The 20,727-nt window shown below is 41.4% G+C and carries 19 protein-coding genes and 1 other annotated feature; of the genes, 3 read left to right on the forward strand and 16 right to left on the reverse strand.

Annotation, left to right across the window (positions count from 1 at the left end):
* Nucleotides 1-12: 12 nt before the first annotated feature.
* The 9 genes from GD002_RS02165 to GD002_RS02205 all read right to left on the reverse strand — a co-directional run bounded on the left by GD002_RS02165 (nucleotide 13) and on the right by GD002_RS02205 (nucleotide 9,420).
* Nucleotides 13-654, reverse strand: coding sequence for a YtxH domain-containing protein (locus tag GD002_RS02165; protein WP_153730692.1), 642 nt, complete (start codon nucleotides 652-654; stop codon nucleotides 13-15).
* Nucleotides 655-709: 55 nt separating this feature from the next.
* Complete coding sequence (locus GD002_RS02170; RefSeq protein WP_153730693.1) at nucleotides 710-1,162, reverse strand: DUF948 domain-containing protein; 453 nt, start codon at nucleotides 1,160-1,162, stop codon at nucleotides 710-712.
* A gap of 245 nt (nucleotides 1,163-1,407) precedes the next feature.
* Nucleotides 1,408-2,721, reverse strand: a complete 1,314-nt coding sequence (gene murC, locus GD002_RS02175; RefSeq protein WP_153730694.1) for a UDP-N-acetylmuramate--L-alanine ligase — start codon at nucleotides 2,719-2,721, stop codon at nucleotides 1,408-1,410.
* 132 nt (nucleotides 2,722-2,853) lie between these two features.
* The gene (locus GD002_RS02180; protein WP_228548258.1) at nucleotides 2,854-5,547 is read right to left on the reverse strand and encodes a DNA translocase FtsK; all 2,694 of its coding nucleotides are present in this window, start codon (nucleotides 5,545-5,547) and stop codon (nucleotides 2,854-2,856) included.
* Nucleotides 5,548-5,735: 188 nt separating this feature from the next.
* Nucleotides 5,736-6,341: a YtpR family tRNA-binding protein gene (ytpR, locus tag GD002_RS02185; protein WP_153730695.1), complete on the reverse strand. Its 606-nt coding sequence runs from the start codon at nucleotides 6,339-6,341 to the stop codon at nucleotides 5,736-5,738.
* The gene (locus GD002_RS02190) at nucleotides 6,338-7,153 is read right to left on the reverse strand and encodes a DUF1444 domain-containing protein (RefSeq protein ID WP_153730696.1); all 816 of its coding nucleotides are present in this window, start codon (nucleotides 7,151-7,153) and stop codon (nucleotides 6,338-6,340) included. Before GD002_RS02190 ends, ytpR begins: the two co-directional genes overlap by 4 nt.
* A 41-nt stretch (nucleotides 7,154-7,194) precedes the next feature.
* Complete coding sequence (locus GD002_RS02195) at nucleotides 7,195-7,713, reverse strand: hypothetical protein (RefSeq protein ID WP_153730697.1); 519 nt, start codon at nucleotides 7,711-7,713, stop codon at nucleotides 7,195-7,197.
* A gap of 65 nt (nucleotides 7,714-7,778) precedes the next feature.
* Nucleotides 7,779-8,315 carry a DUF84 family protein gene (locus GD002_RS02200; RefSeq protein WP_153730698.1) on the reverse strand — a complete coding sequence of 179 codons (537 nt, stop codon included), beginning with the start codon at nucleotides 8,313-8,315 and terminating at the stop codon, nucleotides 7,779-7,781.
* 31 nt (nucleotides 8,316-8,346) lie between these two features.
* Nucleotides 8,347-9,420, reverse strand: a complete 1,074-nt coding sequence (locus GD002_RS02205; RefSeq protein WP_153730699.1) for a M42 family metallopeptidase — start codon at nucleotides 9,418-9,420, stop codon at nucleotides 8,347-8,349.
* Between the two features lie 243 nt (nucleotides 9,421-9,663).
* Between GD002_RS02205 and GD002_RS02210 the strand changes: the two genes are divergently transcribed.
* A complete protein-coding gene (locus GD002_RS02210; protein WP_153730937.1) occupies nucleotides 9,664-9,978 on the forward strand; it encodes a PepSY domain-containing protein in 315 nt (104 codons plus the stop codon).
* Nucleotides 9,979-10,085: 107 nt separating this feature from the next.
* On the opposite strand, the gene GD002_RS02215 is transcribed toward GD002_RS02210, so the two are convergent.
* The 4 genes from GD002_RS02215 to dat form a co-directional block, all read right to left on the reverse strand.
* A complete protein-coding gene (locus GD002_RS02215) occupies nucleotides 10,086-10,931 on the reverse strand; it encodes a YtnP family quorum-quenching lactonase (RefSeq protein WP_153730700.1) in 846 nt (281 codons plus the stop codon).
* A gap of 143 nt (nucleotides 10,932-11,074) precedes the next feature.
* Complete coding sequence (trmB, locus tag GD002_RS02220) at nucleotides 11,075-11,719, reverse strand: tRNA (guanosine(46)-N7)-methyltransferase TrmB (protein ID WP_153730701.1); 645 nt, start codon at nucleotides 11,717-11,719, stop codon at nucleotides 11,075-11,077.
* A 25-nt stretch (nucleotides 11,720-11,744) separates the two neighbouring features.
* Nucleotides 11,745-12,737: a nuclease-related domain-containing protein gene (locus GD002_RS02225; protein ID WP_228548259.1), complete on the reverse strand. Its 993-nt coding sequence runs from the start codon at nucleotides 12,735-12,737 to the stop codon at nucleotides 11,745-11,747.
* Nucleotides 12,706-13,593: a D-amino-acid transaminase gene (gene dat, locus GD002_RS02230; protein WP_153730702.1), complete on the reverse strand. Its 888-nt coding sequence runs from the start codon at nucleotides 13,591-13,593 to the stop codon at nucleotides 12,706-12,708. The genes GD002_RS02225 and dat overlap by 32 nt, the downstream gene beginning before the upstream one ends.
* A gap of 317 nt (nucleotides 13,594-13,910) precedes the next feature.
* Between dat and GD002_RS02235 the strand changes: the two genes are divergently transcribed.
* A complete protein-coding gene (locus tag GD002_RS02235; RefSeq protein ID WP_153730703.1) occupies nucleotides 13,911-14,132 on the forward strand; it encodes a DeoR family transcriptional regulator in 222 nt (73 codons plus the stop codon).
* A 57-nt stretch (nucleotides 14,133-14,189) separates the two neighbouring features.
* On the opposite strand, the gene GD002_RS02240 is transcribed toward GD002_RS02235, so the two are convergent.
* On the reverse strand, nucleotides 14,190-14,921 hold the full coding sequence (locus GD002_RS02240; RefSeq protein WP_153730704.1) for a pseudouridine synthase: 732 nt from the start codon (nucleotides 14,919-14,921) through the stop codon (nucleotides 14,190-14,192).
* Nucleotides 14,922-14,924: 3 nt separating this feature from the next.
* Nucleotides 14,925-16,541 carry a putative polysaccharide biosynthesis protein gene (locus GD002_RS02245; protein WP_153730705.1) on the reverse strand — a complete coding sequence of 539 codons (1,617 nt, stop codon included), beginning with the start codon at nucleotides 16,539-16,541 and terminating at the stop codon, nucleotides 14,925-14,927.
* Between the two features lie 140 nt (nucleotides 16,542-16,681).
* On the opposite strand from GD002_RS02245, the gene GD002_RS02250 reads away from it, so the two are divergent.
* Nucleotides 16,682-17,935, forward strand: coding sequence for a BaiN/RdsA family NAD(P)/FAD-dependent oxidoreductase (locus GD002_RS02250; protein ID WP_153730706.1), 1,254 nt, complete (start codon nucleotides 16,682-16,684; stop codon nucleotides 17,933-17,935).
* Nucleotides 17,936-18,020: 85 nt separating this feature from the next.
* Here GD002_RS02250 and leuS read toward each other — a convergent pair whose 3' ends face one another.
* Nucleotides 18,021-20,438, reverse strand: coding sequence for a leucine--tRNA ligase (gene leuS / locus GD002_RS02255; RefSeq protein WP_153730707.1), 2,418 nt, complete (start codon nucleotides 20,436-20,438; stop codon nucleotides 18,021-18,023).
* A 44-nt stretch (nucleotides 20,439-20,482) separates the two neighbouring features.
* Nucleotides 20,483-20,700, reverse strand: a binding site (T-box leader).
* Nucleotides 20,701-20,727 lie beyond the last annotated feature (27 nt).

Raw genomic sequence — 20,727 nt, forward strand, 5'->3', positions numbered from 1 at the left:
AGGTTTTTCATATTATTTACTGGATACTTTTTCGTTCTTTTTGCTTGTTGCATCGTTTGCTTTAGATAAATTCCCTGACTCTTCCTTACTTTGTTTCATGCTTTTATAGTCAGTAGCTTCTTCACCTTCTGAAGAAACCGTACCATCATCCATTGGTACTGTAGTCTTGGATGTAGCTGATTTCACTTTTTCCACTAACTGGCCAGATTGCTCTTGGATTGTTTGGGAAAGCTCAGAAGTTTTATCTTTCGCAGCTGATGTGATAGCTGCTGTTTTCTCTTTAGCTGCACCTGTTAAATCTACAGTTTTGTCTTTTGCAGCAGTTGATAATTCCACTGCTTTTTCTTTTGCAGTTGAGCTAAGTTCAATACTTTTATCTTTTAACTGTGATGCTTGAGTTGTAAAGTCTTCTCTCATTTCACGTCCTGTTTTGGGAGCAAGGAATAACGCTGTTGCCGCACCAATCACACCACCTACAATCGCACCTGCAAGGAAGCTGCCAGTGCCACTACTTTCATCTTCATATAGATCATTTGTAGAACGGTACGTGTAATTAGCTGGATATTCAGGCTGGCCATACGTATTTGCATAGGTCCCTTGTTCAAATGTGCTTTCATTTTCGTTAAAGTTATATTTCGGTTTGTTTTCTGTCATTTTTCTTCCTCCTGTAAATTCAATGTTTGATAAGCTGATAAGGAACATGCTTGTACTAGGAACGCGCTTTATAAACAGTCCAGCCAGTGGATTTTTCCGGCTTCCGCTCTTTCACTTGATCATAAAGACCAACCGCTACGGTACCCCACTGTAAAACTTGCGCGATTTTGTCGCTGTTTTGCTCAGCTTGCGTAGTCACAGAGTTAGAAATTCGGTGAACTGACTGATTCAAATTATTTACCGAATCACCGACTCCTTTTACTGCATCGACTACAGTGTTTAGCTTTTCCGCTTTACCTTGTAAGTCTATGGCAAGCTCATTCGTTTTATGAAGAAGTTGTGTACTTTCTGTTGTAATTCCTTCTAATTGTTTTGTCAAGTCGTCCATTGTATGCGAGACACTTTGTAAAGTAGTCTTTAAAGACCCAAGCGTCATCGCAAGACTCACACAAAGAATTAGAAAGGCAATCGCAGCCACAACTGCTGCGATGTAAAGTAAATTAACCACCGACATGTTCCCCCTAGAGCATATTCTTACGAAAACTTTACCCTACTTAAAGAGTTTTTAAACTTTCCGTCCTATATACTCCTGTTCGACATAACTAAGCGAATTCCTTTTACAAATTTTAATTGTTTCATTTTAATGCGATTTTTTTATACATAATAGTCCTTTCGAACAATCTATTCATCGCAGAATATTTATGTAAATTTATTGTTCTTCTTCCAACTGAAAAACAGCCTTCCCTCGAGGGGTTAGGCTGTTTCTTCTTTTGAAATGTCGGATTTGAATCGCTGTAAATATAACTGTATATCGCCTGCACCCATAAATAAGATGACTGCATTCTGATGACGTGCTATGTCAGACATATCATCCAATTTGAGGTAGTGGGAATTCGGAATTTTATTGACTAAATCAAGAATTGTCAAATTACCGGCTTGTTCCCTAGCTGAACCGAAAATATCACAAAGATACACTTGATCGGCATCAGATAAACTGTCTGCAAATTGATCTAGAAGAGCTGCAGTACGTGTAAAAGTATGTGGTTGGAATACAGCTACTACTTCTCGATCAGGGTATTTTTGCCGTGCTGAATCCAATGTTGCACGAATTTCAGTCGGGTGATGCGCGTAATCGTCTACAATCACTCTACCCTCGAATTCTAGAACAGAAAACCGTCTTTTTACACCTGGAAATGTAGCAAATCGTTCATTAATCACTTCAGCTGGGATATTTTCATAATGGCACAGCGTAATAACGCCTAGTGCATTTTTAATCGCATGATCACCAGTCAAAGGAATCGTGAATCTGTAATAAAATTCATTTCGAATAAACACGTCGAATGAACAACCCACTCGGTCTTTTTCAATATTAATCGCATAAAAGTCATTGGAAGAATCCAAACCGTAATAAACGATAGGTACTTGAGTCTGTAAACGCTGAAGATTTTCATCATCACCGCAAGCAATTAATGCTTTCTTCACTTGATTGGCCATTTGTCCAAAAGCATCCAAAATATCGTCCAGACTTTTAAAATAATCTGGATGATCAAAATCAATATTGGTCATAATCGCATAGTCTGGATGATATGCAAGAAAATGACGTTTATATTCGCAAGCTTCAAAGACAAAATACTCGGTATTCTCCACACCTTTTCCAGTTCCATCTCCAATTAAGTAAGAAGTCGGTGCAAAGCCGCCCAATACATGGGATAACAAGCCCGTAGTAGATGTCTTTCCATGGGTCCCTGTCACACCAATAGAAGTGAATTGCTCCATATAAGAACCTAGAAAATCGTGGTAACGAATGACTTCCACCCCTAGTTCTTGCGCTTTTTTCAATTCAGGATGGTCGTCTTTAAAAGCATTTCCTGCTATAACTTTCATATCGAGTTGTATATTGTCCTCATCAAATGGCAGAACTTTTATATTTCGTTCATGTAAGGGATCTTCCGTAAAAAAATATTTCTCCACGTCTGAACCTTGAATGTGATAAGAAGAATCGTGTAGCAACTGGGCAAGTGAACTCATTCCCGATCCTTTGATGCCTGTAAAGTGAAACAATGTCATATTGAAACCTCCCGGGAATTCTTTCATCCCACTTTTTATCTTCAACCCATGCGTAACGCATTCGCTTGAAGATTATATCATGTCCTAGTATATCATGTGTATTTTAAAAAATAACGACTAACTATTGATCCTTTATTTCATAAAGCTTTCGAAAGCTTGCTCCGTCAAAAACACATCTCTTGGCTTACTTCCTCTTTGCTCTGAAATAAACTGATTGGCTTCCATACGGTCAATCAGTTTGGCCGCACGATTGTAGCCTATACTGAAATGTCGCTGAAGCAACGATGTAGACACACTTCCCTGCTCAATGATGAAAGCACATGCTTGTTGGAATAACGGATCCGTTTCCTCTTCTTGAATCGCGGTTGCCAGCAAATCCTCTTGACCGAACAGATAAGTAGGTTCTGCTTCATTACGAACGTGTTCTATTATACGCTCGATTTCGTCATCCGTGACAAATGTCCCTTGCAACCGTACAGGCGCGGATTGTCCATTGCCTAAATACAACATATCACCTTTGCCCAACAATCGTTCTGCACCGACCGAATCTAAGATGGTTCTCGAATCGACTTGAGAAGAGACAGCGAACGCAATTCGTGTAGGAATATTCGCTTTGATCGTACCTGTAATGACATCAACTGAAGGCCTCTGAGTAGCGATAATCAAATGAATGCCACAAGCCCTTGCTTTTTGAGTAATACGGCTAATAGAAATTTCTACATCTGCCGGTGCCATCATCATCAAGTCCGCTAATTCATCAATGACAATCAACATATAAGGCATTTTCAAAGAAAAACGGCGTGACTCCATAACCATCTCATTGTAGCGCTCAATATTTCGGACGCCTGAATGGGCAAACAGCTCATAGCGTCTTTCCATTTCCTCCACTGCCCATTTCAAAGCAGCGGTGGCTGCCTTCACATCAGTAATCACAGGACTCAATAAATGTGGAATCCCATTATAAGGAGCCAACTCGACCATTTTAGGATCGATTAATAACAGTTTTAGGTCGTGATAGGATGCTTTATACAATAAACTGATTAACAGTGAATTAATACAGACTGATTTACCCGAACCCGTTGCACCCGCAATCATTCCATGCGGCATTTTACGTAAGTCAATTGTTTGCGGTTCACCTGTCAAGCTAAGACCTAGCACTGCTTCAAGAGGTGAATCTGAGTTTTTAAATGACGTACTTTCAATAACTTCTGAAATACGGACAGCTCGCGTTTGACGATTCGGAATTTCTACACCAATCAAACTTGTGCCAGGAATAGGTGCTTGAATACGAATGTCACGTGCAGCTAACGCAAGTTTCAAGTCATCTGTCAAATTCCGTATTTTGCTAACTTTAATCCCTTGTTCTACCGTCAATTCAAACATGGTAACAGCTGGGCCTTGCACAGCTTGCATTACAGTCGCTTGAATGGAAAAATAGGATAAGGTTTCTTCTAATTTGGCTGACTGATACTCAAGCCATTCTTCATCCTTTATTTCTTCTTCAGGTGGCTCCAAATAGCGTAGCGAAGGGAACCCATAAGAAGGAAGTGGTTCTTCTTCCACTTCTGATGTTTCAATGACAGTTTCTTCTAATACCGAAGAGTTCGTACTTATAACTTCTGTATGGAGTGTTTCGTTAACTGAAGATTGTTCTTTCTTCGCAGCTAATTTTTCTTTGTCCGATTGTAGCATCAAGACATTAAACGGGACGATCTTTTCTTTTCTTTGTGGTTCAGCGTGCTCTTCAATTTCTTCTTCGTCTTCATTGACGCTCATTACTTCTTCTGAGACAGCTTCTATTTCTTCCACTTCTGTTTGAACCGATTCAGCAATTTCTACTGGCTCATCAATGACTAGTAGCTTCACAGATGACCCTTCCACTTGTGATTGCTGATCCCGAACATCTTTTGTCTGATCAGTTTTTTCCACAAGAGTTTCCTCCACGACATGCGCTTCCGTTGTCATAGATTGCGATTCTGCATCACTATCTGCTGGAATGGAAAGTGAATCTATTATCGGCTCTATATCTTGCATAGAAAGCTGCTCATCTGCATTTGTTTCTACTTCTTCTTGTAAGGAATGTGGTGCATCGACGATCTCACTTACAGGTTCTACTACTTCGTCAGTGAACTGTTCAGGCTCTTCTAATAGACTATCAACTGGTACATCTGTTTCAGTCGACCATTCAAAAGGCGTCTCTTGAATCTCTGTCAATTCTTCAGCACCTTGATTCTCTGAAATTCCCAGCTCTTGCACAATCGCATCGTCTACTTCATGAGAATGCTCTCCATCATCTGCATGGTGTGAACTTCTTTTTAATTTTGCTGCCTCCATAGCCGATAGAATTGGTGAGCTTTTAACATAGCCATAAATTGGAGAAGGTACTTGAGTAGGTGAAAATGGTCTTTTGGGTGTTTTCAGTTTTTCTTCCTTCACTGAGAAACTAAGAGATTTTTCTTCTACTTGCGGTTTTGCAGGTTGGCTATTCACTACACGTGCAGATTGTATGAATTCAGGCTTGGATTCAGCTCTATAAATCTTACCTTCTTGTTCAAATTTACCTGGCCACCGAGTATTTTGATAGAGTGGAACCCTTTCATAATCATCTTCCGGTTCTTGCTGTAAATAATCTTTTGTATATTCATCATGATTCAGTTCTTTTTCCCATCCATAAATTTCATGATCAGAAACGATCGGAAATCTAAAATTGGGTTTGCTAGCACCTTCTGTATTGTTTGTTATTAAATTTTCATACACATCGTTTGTTTTTTCATTGTCGTCTTCTAGTTGCTGAAGACGTCTTTTCATATTCCGTAACCAACTCAAATGTATCACTCTTTTCTCGTCAATCAATCTATTTTAACAGGTTCTCCATACGGAAATCAAACAGATCTATGTCATCCGGAAATAAAAGGAAAAATCACATTAACATATGAGAAGCTAAATGTAAAAAAGCTTTTGCAGCGAGCTAGACGAAGCCTCGTACAAAAGCTGATTGAGATGATTGTTGCTGATTACCCTACAAAAGGTTCTCCAGCTTTGTGTTGATCTTCTAACACAAGGATTCCTTTTACATTAGGTGCATCCTTCAGCGCGAGTTCTTTAGCAGAGCAGATCATTCCAGATGACGGAACGCCACGCAACTCCGCATCACGAATTATCATTCCTGAAGGCATCACTGCACCCACTTTAGCAACCACTACTTTTTGCCCTGCTTCTACATTCGGAGCGCCACAGACAATCTGCAACGTTTCTTCACCCACATCTACTTGGCAGATGTTCAATTTATCTGCATTTGGATGTTTTTCTTTTTGTGCTACATAGCCTACAACAAATTTAGGACTAAAATCTACGTCCAGCTTTAGCTCTACTTCATTTTGTTGGAGAGCCTGTTGTAGCTGTTCAGCTAGTTCTTCCGTTAATTCTACTTGCCCCTCAGCCTGAACAGGGAAATAGCGAGACACATCAAATAAATTGAAACCGACTACCTCTCCAGTTTGCTCATCCGTTAGAATCGCTACATCATTTTTACGTTCGCAATGAACATGTGCAGCCCTTTCGGTAGTTAATTGAACGAATAAAACATCGCCTACACCTGCTGCGTTATAAAATACATTCATTTTTTCTTGTCCCTTCTAGCTACTCGATTTTTTGCCATAATAAAAATAGGTTCCAGCTTACCGTTTTCATAGATAAATGAAAGTGAAGTCACCGGTACGGCACCTGTCGTAAAAAATTGCATCGCCATTTGCGCAATGACATCATACCCCGTATCATTGCGAATGTCGCCTATGATCAATACATCTTGATGTGGTACAGAAACCACCATATGGCCTTCTATCATTTTTTCCATTTCTTTCAAAAAAGGTTGGTTTAATATACGACTTGCATCATAGCCATCGTTATTATTAATAAAATAAAAAATATTATCGGATACTTTGTCTTTTTTCCAAGCAGTCGGTAGCGTTTTCACAGAGAACATTGCCACTTCCTGCACTTCTTGAGCAGTCATTCCCATCTCAGACAGCATACTTTCATCTATCAGACGATAGGTAGTGCCTAAATCTAGCGCATAAAAAATACGTGTTTCTGCTGTATGATCTTTCGTCAGAAAAGGCTGTCCTGCTGCACTTTCAGTAGGAAATGATGTAGAACGAATAACTGGATAAATGTTTCTTTCACCAACAAACCCTATTGCCTGTTCTTGTTCCATCGCACGAAATGTTTCCTGAATCGTATAAACCACTTCATCTATTGCTCGCTCTTTTTTCTGTTCATACTTCGCCAAAATCTCGGGCAATGAAATATCCATTCCTTTATGAAGGGTATGATGTACAATCCGAAGTTTATCTGCTCTACGATCGAATTGCCATTCGAAATTCTCTTGTGGCAAACGAGCTTTGAGTTCTTCCACTAAATCATTTGCTTCCATTCGTGTCTAGCTCCTTCCGTACGCTTTTCATTTTACCCTTATCATTTTATATCTTGCTGTACAGAACGAGCAATTTCCATCATTTTTTCTAAATGTGGTCCTACATTCTCTTCATTCGTCACAGTTTCCACTTTCGCACCGCCTACATCAGCAATCAGTTCCACCAACTTCTCGCTTTTCTGTATGACCGCTACAAAACCAAACGCATCATCTTTCGTGAAAGTTTGTGCTCCCACCAGGTTTTCTGGCTCTTCTGTCAGTAATAAATCATAAGTAACACGGCTATTTTTCTTTTCATTTGGATTGACAGTCAAATAAAATGAATCATTTCGTTTTGTCATGATAATTGTCTGTGAAGTGGATTGCTTGTCCACTTTCATCGTTGCCGGCTTATAGAAATGTATATCACCGACAGATTCATTTGCCTTTTTAGCATTCGCCTCAAATGCTTCTTTCGCTGCAAGAAAACCATCGTCTGTTCGAACTTCGACTTTCTGGTTGCATCCTACAAGGAGTACAGCTAGCAGCAATAGCACAACACCCTTTCCTTTTCGGAACATCTAGGTTCCTCCCTTCTTTACTCCGTACAAATTTCTATCAGTCCTATTCTAATCGCACGCTGCCTTTATTGCAATATTCCTCTACAAGATGGATTACTGTAGAGATATTGTCCGATCAATAACTGCATGATATGTTCAAACAATACATCTCTTGGAACCACTTGTGCAGTTAGCATTCCCATCGCACCTTCTGAAAGGCGAATTTGCTGTTTCTTGAAATAATGATCGACTGCATCTCCCAATTCCGTACCGTTTTTTATTTCGGCAGCTAAGTCTTCTGGAAGTGGAATTTGCGCCCCAGCAGCTGTGTAAATGTGACCATTCGGCGCAACGAGTGCCCCCCAATTACAAAGATACATCGTCTGGTCAATCATTCGGACGCCACCTTCCAATCCAATTCCATATGTATCATCTTGCAGTTCACTGGCAGCGACAGCACGATTGATAGCGCCTTGTCGCGTTTCTTCATCGCTCATCGGCTGGGCACTAACGCCTGATGCAACGGGTGCAGACGAAACGTTGCTATTGTCAATATAGCGTTCTATCGTCCTCACTGCAGCGCGCATTTTTGCTTGATTTTTCGAGCCAAGTACAAATTTCATCTAGCACCCTCCTTTCTTTCATCTGAACGGATCAGCTGTTTTGTCTAATTGTATCAACTGTCGTTTTATCGCAAGCTTTTACTAAATGAACAAGTAGTTCTTTTGCTGCTGCATAATCGTCTGTATGAATAATGGAAGCCGCTGTGTGGATGTATCGTGAACAAATTCCGATCACCGCGCTCGGCACGCCTTCATTCGAAATATGCACTTGACCTGCGTCTGTGCCTCCTTGTGAGACAAAGTATTGGTACGGCACATTATGAGTTTCTGCCATGTCTAACACAAACTCACGCATACCGCGATGTGTCACCATGGAACGATCGAAAATACGTAGCAACGTACCTTTACCCAATTGACCAAACTCTTGTTTATTGCCGCTTGCATCATTTGCCGGACTCGCATCCAGTGCAAAGAACAAGTCTGGATTGATCATCCGAGCAGCTGTCTGCGCACCGCGTAAGCCGACCTCTTCCATGACTGTTGCCCCAGAGTAAAGCGTATTCGGTAGTGTATCATTCTTCACTTCTTGCAATAATTCTATCGCAAGTCCACATCCGTATCGATTGTCCCATGCTTTTGCCATGATCTTTTTCGGATTCGCCATTGGTGTGAACGGACAAATCGGCAATATCTGCTGACCTGGACGAATACCAAAGCTCTCCGCATCTGCCCTATCATCAGCACCGACATCAATCAACATATTTTTGACATCCATTGGTCTATTCCGTGCTTCCTCACTCAATAAGTGAGGCGGGATTGATCCAATCACTCCTTGTACAACGTCTTTGTCCGTTATGATGTCAACTCGCTGCGCTAACAACACCTGACTCCACCAACCACCTAATGGCTGAAAACGTAGCATGCCGTTGTCCGTAATGCCTGTCACCATGAATCCAACTTCATCCATATGGCCTGCCACCATAATCTTCGGTTGATCTTCTTTACCATGCCGAACACCAAAGATCCCACCAAGTCCGTCTTGTATCATTTCATCCGCGTTCTTTGATAGCTGCTCACGCATAAAAGACCGAACGCGATATTCATTTCCTGGTGCGCCTGGAAGTTCAGTTAATGTGCGAAATAGTTCCAAGGTTTCATTTTCCATATAAATACCTCCCTTTTTTAATGTCTACTTGCATTATATCTAGATGGTAAACAGATGAAAACTAATTAGGTTCTTCCCCTTGTTTCTGCGACTGTGGATCGTAACTCTTTAGAAAATACTGCTTTATCATTACGAATAGCGTTCTGCCAATTGAAGAGTAAAGGGAAGACGTTAGAATCGCCATGCTCTTTTAATCTATGGTACACTATAAGAAAAGATTTGCGAAGGAGGCTGTAATTGGCCATGAGAGTAAAAGAATTTTTAGCTGGCATTTTAACCGGAGTTGCTGCAGGTGTGGTGGTAAATGAAGCATTCAATAAACTAAATGAACAAGTACCTGCCGATAACGTATTGAAAAAAGTAAAAGAAGCATTTAAAGAAGAAGGTCCAATTGATGGTTCTTGGATCGTCATGAAACCGGAACCTTATACGAATCACGTAATCTCTATGGAAGTTTATCGTGGCGGGGTTTCTCGTATGAAAGACGGCAGACTTGAACAATACGAATTTGCAGCAGATGCAAAAACAGGCACTGTTGTAGAACTAGTTCGCCAATAAAAACTACTACTAATAGGACACGGTCGATGAGTTACATCGTCAGCCGTGTCCTTTTCATTTTCCACAAAAAAACACTGCCAAGACCAATCATCTGGCAGTGTATCACATTATCTAGTACGCAGAACGCTTTCGACAATTCGTTTTCCATCTTCACTAAATTTCGCCATGCGATATATGGCATCATGATAGAAAATAAACCCAAAGTTATTTGGAAGCGCTTCCTTCATCAAGCGCTCTTTTGCAAAGATTGAATCCATAGGGTAATCATCATAAGCCAGCACCCAAAGTGGGTTCGTATGTGCATGTGTCGGCATAATGTCCGCCATATGGATTAGCGTGTCTCCACCTTGCTCCAACTTGATCACACTATGACCATCACTATGACCTCCTGTATGAATCATAAGAATTCCAGGTAACACTTCTAATTCATTTTCAAATGTCTGCACTTGATCCTGAATCGGCTCCCAATTTTCTGGCCAATAGGTGTTGCGTGAACGAATATTCGGTTCTCTCATCTCATCCCATTCCACTTTAGACGTATAGATCGTTGCGTTTGGGAATACGGAAACAAGTCGGTCTCCTTCCCACTGTGTCAAACCAGCCGCGTGATCATTGTGCAAGTGTGACATCATCACGATATCGATATCTTCTGGTGTCAGCCCTAGCTCTTCCAGGCTTTCTTCCACGCGTGTTTCTGCACGGACACCTAAGTTTCTTTTTTTCTTCTCATTTAATTTCCCTTTGCCAATTCCTGAATCTATCAATAAATTCTTGCCTTGGTATTGAATTAAAATGGGGTCTGTCCGCAGTTCAATCAAATTATTTTCATCTGGTTCATATCGTCTTGCCCACAAAGCTTTAGGTACAACGCCGAACATAGTACCTCCATCTAAGTAATTCACGCCACCATCTAGCCATGTTAGTTTCATATCATGAAAAGTGTATTGATCCAAAATAATTCCTCCCTACATTTCTAATTTGACCACATTCTAGCAATCGTTAATTCACACTTCAGGCGGACGATTTCTTTCGGAGTCGCCCTGCCTTCCGCGAAAATTAACTAGCATATCGTGCTAACTCTTATGAAGAAAATTACTTAAACTTGATACTGAGCTTCCAAACGATAGATTGGTTGTCCTTTGCTTGAAAACTTTTCTTCGTATTCTGTCAAAATATTGTCTTCCGGCATGTTTGCGTGCAGATCCAATGAAACGGACAGTAGTTTCATGCCGTAGTCCGTCATGGACACGAGAGAGTATTCAAAGAGGGAGCGATTATCCGTCTTAAAATGAATTTCTCCACCCGGTGTAAGAATACCTTCATATTTCTGTAAAAAGTTTGCATGGGTCAGACGACGCTTTTCGTGGCGTGTTTTTGGCCACGGATCAGAAAAATTCAAATACACTCGATTTATCTCAGCTTTTTCGAAAATAGATTCCAAGTTCTCACCATTCGCACGTAATAAGCGAAGGTTTGAAGGCTTACCGGCTTCAATTGCCTTTTCCAGTGCCGAAACGACAACATTGTCGAAATGTTCAATCCCAATGTAATTGATGGAGGGATTGGCAAGCGCCATACCAATCACAAATTGACCTTTTCCTGTTCCCACTTCAATATGGATTGGAGAACTATTGCCAAATTCTTCTGCCCAATCCCCTTTTATATCTTCAGGATTTATAATCAGCATATCCGGGTGTTCCGACATAAAATCCTTCGCCCATGGTTTGTTTCGTAAACGCATAATTACTACACTCTCTCTTTGTCATTTATTCTTCTATTGGTTCTTCCGCTGATTCTTCCGCATCAAATAAGCGGCTCATAGCAGTTGTTTCTGCATAGTCTAAAATCGATTGAGCTGCTTTGAACTGGGTGTGCTTCATTGGACTTGGATTTTTACTGAGCTGTGTCAGCCATTGATCATAAGTCTTACGATCAATACAAGTAATTTCATAAGGTGTGCCAGGATAATCGATATAACCATTCCTCGAAATAATCAATTTCTTAATAGGCAGTTCCACTTTTGCTCCATTGAAAAATGACGAAATTACTTTTTCCATCCGATTTAGCGCAATACTTGGATTCAATACTTTCAATTCTTGCTCACCAAATTTTTTCAGCCAAAATCGATCACTGCTTCCTATATAAGCGGCCATTCGCTCATCTTCAAGAACCGTAATACAATAACAAGCCGTCGGTGACAACAAGACAATATCCAATTCAATAGGCGCCTTATTCACTTTTACGATTGGATAATAAAACAATAAGAAACTATCCGGTAAGCGTTGCGTTAATTGTTTTAATAATGAATCTGAGAAAAATTTAGGATCTACACGCGAGCGATCATACAAAGTAGAACTCGCCCATTTTAATTGGAACTGAAATAATTGTTCACTGTAAGACTTTTTCAGTTGCTCCATACTTGAAGGTCGCTCTGAAATCGCCGCCTGGAACGTAAGATCTGTTTCTACTTCTTCATCAGGCCCTTCATCAGCTTCTTCATCAACAAAATCGTCATCTCGCCGTTTCCGCCATTTTTTAAAGAGAAGAGAATACCATTTGGCATCCTCTTGTGTGTCTTCTAGCATTGTCGCCGCCTGCTCTTCGAATTGATCGAAGCCATGCTCCCATTGGTTTTTGATTCGTTTCCATTGATAGCGCTTGAGACGAATAAATTGTGTCGGATAGCGCGTCAAATCGTTCTCGTAACGGGAGACATAGTCGACTAGCTTAACTAGCTGAGCCATTTGCATTCCTTTCATCAGCATGGCCAGCCGCTAGCAACATCGGTAGCTGTGCATCGAAAGCTTTTTGCAGTTTTCTAGTGAGTGGTCCTGGAACACCCTCACCGATTAGCTGGCGATCAATGGTCACAACAGGCGTAATTTCTGCATTTGTAGAGGTGAAGAAAAACTCATCCATTTCTAGAGCTTCCGTCAATGTAAATTCTTTCTCTTTGACAGGAATAGAAAGTTCGGACGCTAACTGCAGGACGACTCGACGGGTAATTCCATTTAGTATGAAGTGGTTGGCTGGATGTGTATGAAGCACGCCATCTTTAATACCAAATACATTGGAAGCCGATCCTTCTCGTACAAGACCATCGCGCACAAACAACGCTTCCTGACAGTTTGACTCCACTGCCTCTTGCTTAGCAAGTACATTCCCCAACAAGTTCAAACTTTTAATATCGCAACGGAGCCAGCGCATATCTTCCACAGATTTCATGGCAGCACCCATTTCTAGCTGTGCAAACGGCCTTGGATTCTCTACTGTATACCCAATGACGACGGGAGACACAAATTCATTCGGGAATTGATGCGCACGAGGAGCTACTCCCCTAGTCACTTGCAAATAAATATGGCCAACTGTCAAATTGTTTTGTTGTACCAACTGCTCTGCAATCTCTATCAGTTGTTCGACAGTATATGGCAATACCATGCGTATCTTTGCTGCACTTTCTATTAAACGCTCTAGATGTTCTTGCGCTGTAAACAGCACGCCATCGTATACTTTTATCACTTCATAGACACCGTCACCGAACACATATCCACGATCGTCCACAGATAGTTTCACTTCTTCTATCGCTAGGAATTCCCCATCTTTAAAACACTTCATACGTCCATCACCTCTTCTGAAATGAAAGCTGTTCCAGCCAAATTATGCTGTCAGTTTCCTATGTTCCTATTTTCACATGTTTATCTAATAAAATAAAGGAAAACTATCTTTTTCTCTCCTGTCCACAAGCAAAGTAAATATATGTGCGATTTATCCGAAAATACGTTATAATTATATTGTCAGAACATTTCACTCACTATTCTGACATAGCTTATCATAAAGGAGCGGATCAGGAAAGGTAATCTCAGAGAATAACCCAACAGTCTTCTATTGCAATGTTGGTGTGAAACTATGAAGATGAAGGAGTGGTTTCTTCGATGAACCCAGCTACCGATCGCATGTTAATTCGTATCAAAGATGTCTATCTGTTCATTCGGGATAACGGAACAGTTACGACTGAGAATGTGGCAGAGGAATTCAATATTTCTCCTCGTACCGCTCAGCGTGACTTAAACGTTTTAGAGTACAACGAATTGATCAAGAGCTCAGTCCGTGGCGAATGGACAACGACTTCCAAGAAAGTGAAATTGCCTTCCTGATTTAATATCCTATACAGTTATGATAGTGTACACAATGAAAAGGCTGACGCTTTCGCATCAGCCTTTTTGCTTGGTGCTATCCAATTTTTGCAATTCCGATAGTTCTTCATCTGTCAACTCTCGATACTCCCCCAACTTCAATTGCTTATCCAGAATAAGGGGGCCCATCGTCAGTCTTTTCAAATAGACTACTTTTTTCCCTACAGACTCAAACATTCGTTTTACTTGATGGAACTTTCCTTCGGTAATCGTCAGTTCAATTTCTGAAACATCCCCAGATTGGAGGATTTTCAAGTCACCTGGTTTCGTTTCATATCCATCGTCAAGGATGACACCCTTTGCGAATTCATTCACATCTTCTTCCGTAACTTGCCCGGATACCTTGGCAAAATAGATTTTAGGTACTTCTTTTTTTGGTGACAATAAATGATGTGCCAGTTGTCCATCGTTGGTCAACAATAACAAGCCTTCCGTATCTTTATCTAATCGACCAACAGGAAATGGTTGAAAATGTCGTTCTTCACTTCCAAGTAAATCAATTACGGTCCGATCGTACTTATCTTCCGTTGCCGATATGACACCCGGCGGCTTATGCATCATCAAGTAAACAAATTCTTTATACACCACATCTTCGCCCAATAAAGTGATGGTATCTTTTGCGGGATCCACATGGAGAGCAGGATCCTTGATCACCGCTCCATTGACACGAATCATTCCTTTTTTCAATAACTGACGTACCTCTTTACGAGTACCATATCCCGTATTAGACAATAATTTATCCAGCCTCATTCGTCACCCTCCCAAACCGAAACGCTGTGCAATTCGAGCCAGACGATCTCCGAATAACCGTTGTGCAAGTCCTGACTTGAATGCCAAAAATCCATAAATCGCCATGCCGACTCCCGTACCGATAAGTACATACAATAATGCCTGCCAACGACCAACCGGCACATGTAAAGCGTTCAATCCTTTACTAGTTAGCCAAACACCTAAGAACATGATTGCATTGAAGATCAGGATTAGGATCAAACGTCTGATCACCATTTGGGATTTATAGTTCAATACCCTTTTAATGACCAATAAATTGATACAGACAGCTGTTGCATAGCCAATCGCTGTAGCTGCTATCGCTCCATTTGTCTCGAACAACTTAATCAGCGGAATATTAATGACCATCTTAACCAATAATCCTAGTAACGAAGTGAAGACGATCCATTTATGATGATCAATACCTTGCAAAATTGCTGCTGTCACCGTGAACATGGCAAACAGGATGGCGACGGGTGCATAGGAAGCAAGCACTCCTGCTCCCGCAACGTCGTATTCATATAGAAACTGATACACTTCATCGTTCAACACGATGAGTCCGATGACCATCGGGATCGTCAAGAACAACATGATCTGGTAGGTTTGATCTAACGACCGAGTAATTCCCTTCTGATCGTTTTTCGTGTAATAGCTCGTAATGATGGAAATGAGTGCCATTGAAAATCCTGTGGCAACCATGACGGGAATCATCACCACTTTATGCGTTAGAAAGTTCAACTTTGTTAAATACAAATCCGATACACTTGCCAAACCAATTGATTTCATCGCACCATTAAAAGTGACCATATCGACAAATTGATAGAGTGGATTGATGGTACCTACTAGAACGAACGGCAAAACGTAAGCGAGCACTTCCGTATAAATTTGACGAAGCGAAACGGAACTCGCCGGTGGACTATTTGACAATAAATAATTAAATTCATCGCGATACTTTTTCCAGTAATAATACAGACTCCATAGTCCTGCTAGCGCACCGATAAATGCAGCGAACACTGCAAATTGGACCGCTATTTTTGGAGATAACCCTAGCACATTGACAACAATAAACGCACCTACAAGTACTACGGCAATCCGCACAATCTGTTCTAATAATTGAGAAACAGAAGTGGGTTCAAATTTTTGATAACCTTGCAGAAATCCACGACCGATACTAAGTAAAGGAACAGCAAGCAAGGCAAAACTCACCCAACGAATGACGGTTGAAATATCTTGCACAGTGAAAATTTGTTCCTCATCTTTTATAACCAGCCCTGCGATTGGAGTTGCCAAGAGATAGAGAGCAAGAAACGACAGCACGCCCGTTAAAGACATGACAACCATTCCCGATTTCATCAACTTTCGTCCTGTCGCATAATCCCCTAAAGCATTATATTTCGAAACGAACTTCGAGATGGCCAAAGGAGCTCCAGAAACTGCCACTGCAAGAGCCAAGTTATAAGGTATGTAAGCATATTGATAGAGACCGACACTTTTTTCTCCAACAATCGCATAAAACGGAATTACATAAAGCAAACCGAGTGCCTTTGACAAAAATAAACCAATAGTTAGAATTGCCGTACCTTTAATTAAATTCGATGCCATAATTTAAATCCTTCCATTTCTAAATAGCTATCTTACAGTTTACCCCTCGGCTCGCGATTGTACAATCTTTAACTTAATTCAGCAGGAAACCAACTTGGTGGTATAATAAAAATCAAAACGAATGAAAGCGTGGTTCTAGTATGTATGATGTAATTGTGATCGGCGGCGGCCCTTCCGGATTAATGGCTTCTATTGCGGCAGCCGAACAAAACAAGCGGGTGTTATTGCTTGAAAAGGGACGCAAACTCGGCAATAAACTAGCCATTTCAGGCGGTGGCCGATGCAACGTCACAAATCGCCTGTCTCAAGAAGAAATCATTAAGCATATTCCCGGAAATGGGAGATTCCTTTATGGACCATTTTCCGTCTTCAACAATCAAGACATTATTCAATTTTTCGAAGGCTTAGGCGTTCCGTTAAAAGAAGAAGATCATGGACGAATGTTCCCTGTCTCCAATAAAGCAAAAGATGTCGTCAACGCCTTATTGAATCAAATGGACGCACTTGGCGTAGAAGTTCGTTTGGATAGCCGAGTACAAAAATTGCTTATGAATGATGAAAAGATCCTCGGCGTTCGTTTAGATGATGGCGAAGAGTTGAGAGCCAACGCTGTCATCGTAGCGGTTGGAGGCAAAGCAGTTCCTCAAACAGGTAGTACAGGAGACGGCTATCCTTGGGCTGAGCGTGCGGGTCATACCATAACGGAACTCTACCCAACGGAAGTTCCCTTGTTATCACGCGAACCTTTTATCCTCTCAAAAGAACTACAGGGTCTCGCGTTGCGCGATGTCAAAGTGTCCGTTTTGAATAAAAAAGGGAAGACACTCGTCACCCATCAAATGGACATGCTATTTACCCATTTCGGACTGAGCGGCCCAGCGATCTTACGCTGTAGTCAATATGTAGTCAAGGAACAAATGAAAAATGGAAAACAACCTGTACTTTTGCAAATCGACTCTGTTCCGGATCAGCACGAAGAGCAACTTACACAATCTATAGCAAAGCTTTTAAAAGAAGAGTCGAAGAAACAAGTGAAGACTTCGTTAAAAGGAATAGTACCAGAGCGATGGCTTTTATTTTTATTACATCAAGCAGAGGTTTCCGAAACTGAAGTTGGTGCAGAAATCAAAATGGAATCCATACGCAAACTGGCTAAACTACTCAAGACTTTCCCTGTACACATTACGGGAACACAACCAATCGAAAAAGCGTTCGTTACAGGAGGCGGCGTGTCTGTAAAAGAAATCGAACCGAAGACCATGGCATCGCGAAAAAAATCAGGTCTCTACTTCTGCGGGGAAATTCTTGATATTCACGGTTACACGGGTGGATATAATATTACAGCTGCGCTAGTCACGGGTAGATTAGCCGGGATGAACGCTGGGTTACTTTAATTTAAAGTTTTAAGAGCATATTACTAACATACAAAACTAAAATAAGCCGGTCAGAGAGCTGCTCTCTGACCGACTTTTATTCGATTTACCCGATAGCTACAATATTCACCAAACGACCAGGTATCGCTATGATTTTCTTTAATTCCTTACCATCCATCCACTGCTTTACATCATCATTCTCTAAAGCTGCCTGTTCCAACTCTTCTTTTGTACTATCCTTTGAAACAGTGATTTTCGCACGGATCTTCCCATTGATCTGTACCGCAACTTCTACCGTGTCATCGGATAATTTCGTCTCATCATACGTTGGCCACTGTGCATAGGCAACCGTGTCTGTGTGACCGAGTTTCGACCAAAGCTCTTCTGCCAAGTGAGGCGTAATCGGGGAAATCAATAAAATGAATCCTTCAATATACGCTTTCGGCAATTTATCCGCTTTATAGCAATCATTGATGAACACCATCATTTGTGAGATCGCTGTATTGTTACGCATCGCTTCAAAATCCTCAGTGACTTTCTTAACAGTCTGGTTATACACCTTCTCCAACGGTCCGCCAGTTTCATCTGTCAATTTATCCGTCAATGAATCATCTTCATTGACTAATAAACGCCATATCCGATCTAAGAAACGACGTGACCCATCCAAGCCGTTTGTCGACCATTCTTTTGAAGCATCTAACGGTCCCATAAACATTTCATACAGGCGTAATGTATCGGCTCCGTGTGAATGAACGATATCGTCAGGATTAATGACGTTCCCTAGAGATTTAGACATTTTCACATGCCCTTCTCCTAAAATCATGCCTTGGTTAAAGAGCTTTTGGAATGGCTCTTTCGTCTGCACGACACCGATATCGTATAATACTTTGTGCCAGAAACGAGCGTACAATAAGTGTAGAACTGCATGCTCTGCTCCCCCTACGTAAATATCGACCGGCAGCCAGCGTTCAGCCAATTCAGGATCAATAATCATTTCGTCGTTATTTGGATCAATATAACGCAAGTAATACCAACAGCTTCCTGCCCATTGCGGCATGGTATTCGTTTCACGACGACCTTTCATTCCTGTTTCCGGATCGACGACATTCACCCATTCTTCAATATTCGCAAGTGGTGATTCACCTGTTCCGCTTGGTTTAATATTGTCCGTCACCGGCAACATCAAAGGTAACTCAGATTCATCAACTGTCGTCATCGTGCCATCTTCCCAATGAATAACAGGAATCGGCTCGCCCCAATAACGTTGACGTGAGAACAACCAGTCACGTAAACGATACGTGATCTTCCGTTCGCCCGTCCCTTGCTTCTCAAACCATTCAATCGACTTCGTAATCGCTTCATCTTTCCCTAATCCATTCAAGAAATCAGAATTGACATGATCACCGTCACCTGTATAGGCTTCTTCCGATACATCTCCACCTGCCACGACTTCCACAATCGGCAAATCAAACGTCTTAGCAAATTCATAATCCCGTTCGTCATGTGCCGGAACCGCCATAATCGCACCCGTTCCATAGGAGGCCAAGACATAGTCCGCAATCCAGATCGGCATTTTCTCGCCACTTGCAGGATTGATCGCATAAGCACCTGTAAATACGCCCGTTTTATCTTTAGCTAAGTCCGTGCGTTCCAGATCACTCTTTGATTTCACGGTATCAATATACTGTTCCACTGCTTGTCGTTGCGCATCTGTCGTAATCTTATCTACCAATTTATGCTCAGGAGCAAGAACCGCATACGTCGCACCGAAGATTGTATCAGGTCGTGTCGTGAACGCTTCAAAAGAAAGATCAGTGTCTGCGATTTCGAATGTCAACTGTGCACCTTCTGACCGACCAATCCAGTTACGTTGCATATCTTTTAAACTTTCTGGCCAATCAAGATCATCCAAATCTTCCAATAAACGATCTGCATATTCCGTAATGCGTAGAACCCATTGGCGCATCGGTCGGCGCTCTACCGGGTGATTGCCTCGTTCAGATAATCCGTCAATTACTTCTTCATTCGCCAAAACTGTCCCGAGTGCCGGGCACCAGTTGACCGGTACTTCATCAATATAGGCAAGTCCTCGTTTATAAAGCTGAATAAAAATCCATTGTGTCCATTTATAATAGCTTGGATCTGTTGTGTTAATTTCACGATCCCAGTCATAAGAGAAACCAAGTTCTTGCATTTGACGCTTGAACGTCGCAATGTTCTTCGCAGTGAATTCTGCTGGGTCATTTCCTGTATCGATCGCATACTGTTCAGCAGGCAATCCGAACGCATCCCATCCCATTGGGTGCAGGACATTATAACCTTGCTTACGTTTAAACGCACTCAAAATATCTGTCGCAATATAGCCAAGAGGATGTCCGACATGGAGACCTGCGCCGGACGGGTACGGAAACATATCTAAAGCGTAAAACTTTGGCTTGGCCGGGTCATTAATCATTTTATATGTCTTGTTGTCGTCCCAATACTTCTGCCATTTTTCTTCAATTTGCACGTGTTTGTAACTCATCTGAAAATTCCTCCAATTCAAATAAAAAGACTCTCGTCCCTTTATAAAGGGACGAGAGCCAATATAGCTTCCCGCGGTACCACCCAAATTGACGGATTTACCCGTCCAACTTGATTCCTTAACGCGGATCACGGTATTAGTTACGTTAGTTCACCAATACAGGCTCACAGGCGAGTTCCTTCTTCGTTTATACAGACTTGCACCAATCGTCTGCTCTCTAGAAATAAGCGGTAGAAGTACTAATCCTATTCAAAGCCTTCATTATTTTCTTCAGTTTACCCGAATCCCG

Source organism: Sporosarcina obsidiansis (assembly GCF_009651005.1).
Classification (GTDB): Bacteria; Bacillota; Bacilli; order Bacillales_A; family Planococcaceae; genus Sporosarcina; species Sporosarcina obsidiansis.

Bases quoted from the DNA above. Each gene is read 5' to 3' on its own strand.
- murC (WP_153730694.1), bottom strand. From the start codon at position 2,721: ATGACATTGTTTCACTTTACAGGCATCAAAGGATCGGGAATGAGTTCA.
- GD002_RS02165 (WP_153730692.1), bottom strand. From the start codon at position 654: ATGACAGAAAACAAACCGAAATATAACTTTAACGAAAATGAAAGCACA.
- GD002_RS02200 (WP_153730698.1), bottom strand. From the start codon at position 8,315: ATGAAATTTGTACTTGGCTCGAAAAATCAAGCAAAAATGCGCGCTGCA.
- GD002_RS02205 (WP_153730699.1), bottom strand. From the start codon at position 9,420: ATGGAAAATGAAACCTTGGAACTATTTCGCACATTAACTGAACTTCCA.
- ytpR (WP_153730695.1), bottom strand. From the start codon at position 6,341: ATGAATGTATTTTATAACGCAGCAGGTGTAGGCGATGTTTTATTCGTT.
- GD002_RS02195 (WP_153730697.1), bottom strand. From the start codon at position 7,713: ATGTTCCGAAAAGGAAAGGGTGTTGTGCTATTGCTGCTAGCTGTACTC.
- dat (WP_153730702.1), bottom strand. From the start codon at position 13,593: ATGAAGTGTTTTAAAGATGGGGAATTCCTAGCGATAGAAGAAGTGAAA.
- GD002_RS02240 (WP_153730704.1), bottom strand. From the start codon at position 14,921: ATGAGGCTGGATAAATTATTGTCTAATACGGGATATGGTACTCGTAAA.
- trmB (WP_153730701.1), bottom strand. From the start codon at position 11,719: ATGCGTTTACGAAACAAACCATGGGCGAAGGATTTTATGTCGGAACAC.
- leuS (WP_153730707.1), bottom strand. From the start codon at position 20,438: ATGAGTTACAAACACGTGCAAATTGAAGAAAAATGGCAGAAGTATTGG.
- GD002_RS02190 (WP_153730696.1), bottom strand. From the start codon at position 7,153: ATGGAAGCAAATGATTTAGTGGAAGAACTCAAAGCTCGTTTGCCACAA.
- GD002_RS02250 (WP_153730706.1), top strand. From the start codon at position 16,682: ATGTATGATGTAATTGTGATCGGCGGCGGCCCTTCCGGATTAATGGCT.
- GD002_RS02245 (WP_153730705.1), bottom strand. From the start codon at position 16,541: ATGGCATCGAATTTAATTAAAGGTACGGCAATTCTAACTATTGGTTTA.
- GD002_RS02225 (WP_228548259.1), bottom strand. From the start codon at position 12,737: ATGAAAGGAATGCAAATGGCTCAGCTAGTTAAGCTAGTCGACTATGTC.
- GD002_RS02210 (WP_153730937.1), top strand. From the start codon at position 9,664: ATGAGAGTAAAAGAATTTTTAGCTGGCATTTTAACCGGAGTTGCTGCA.
- GD002_RS02235 (WP_153730703.1), top strand. From the start codon at position 13,911: ATGAACCCAGCTACCGATCGCATGTTAATTCGTATCAAAGATGTCTAT.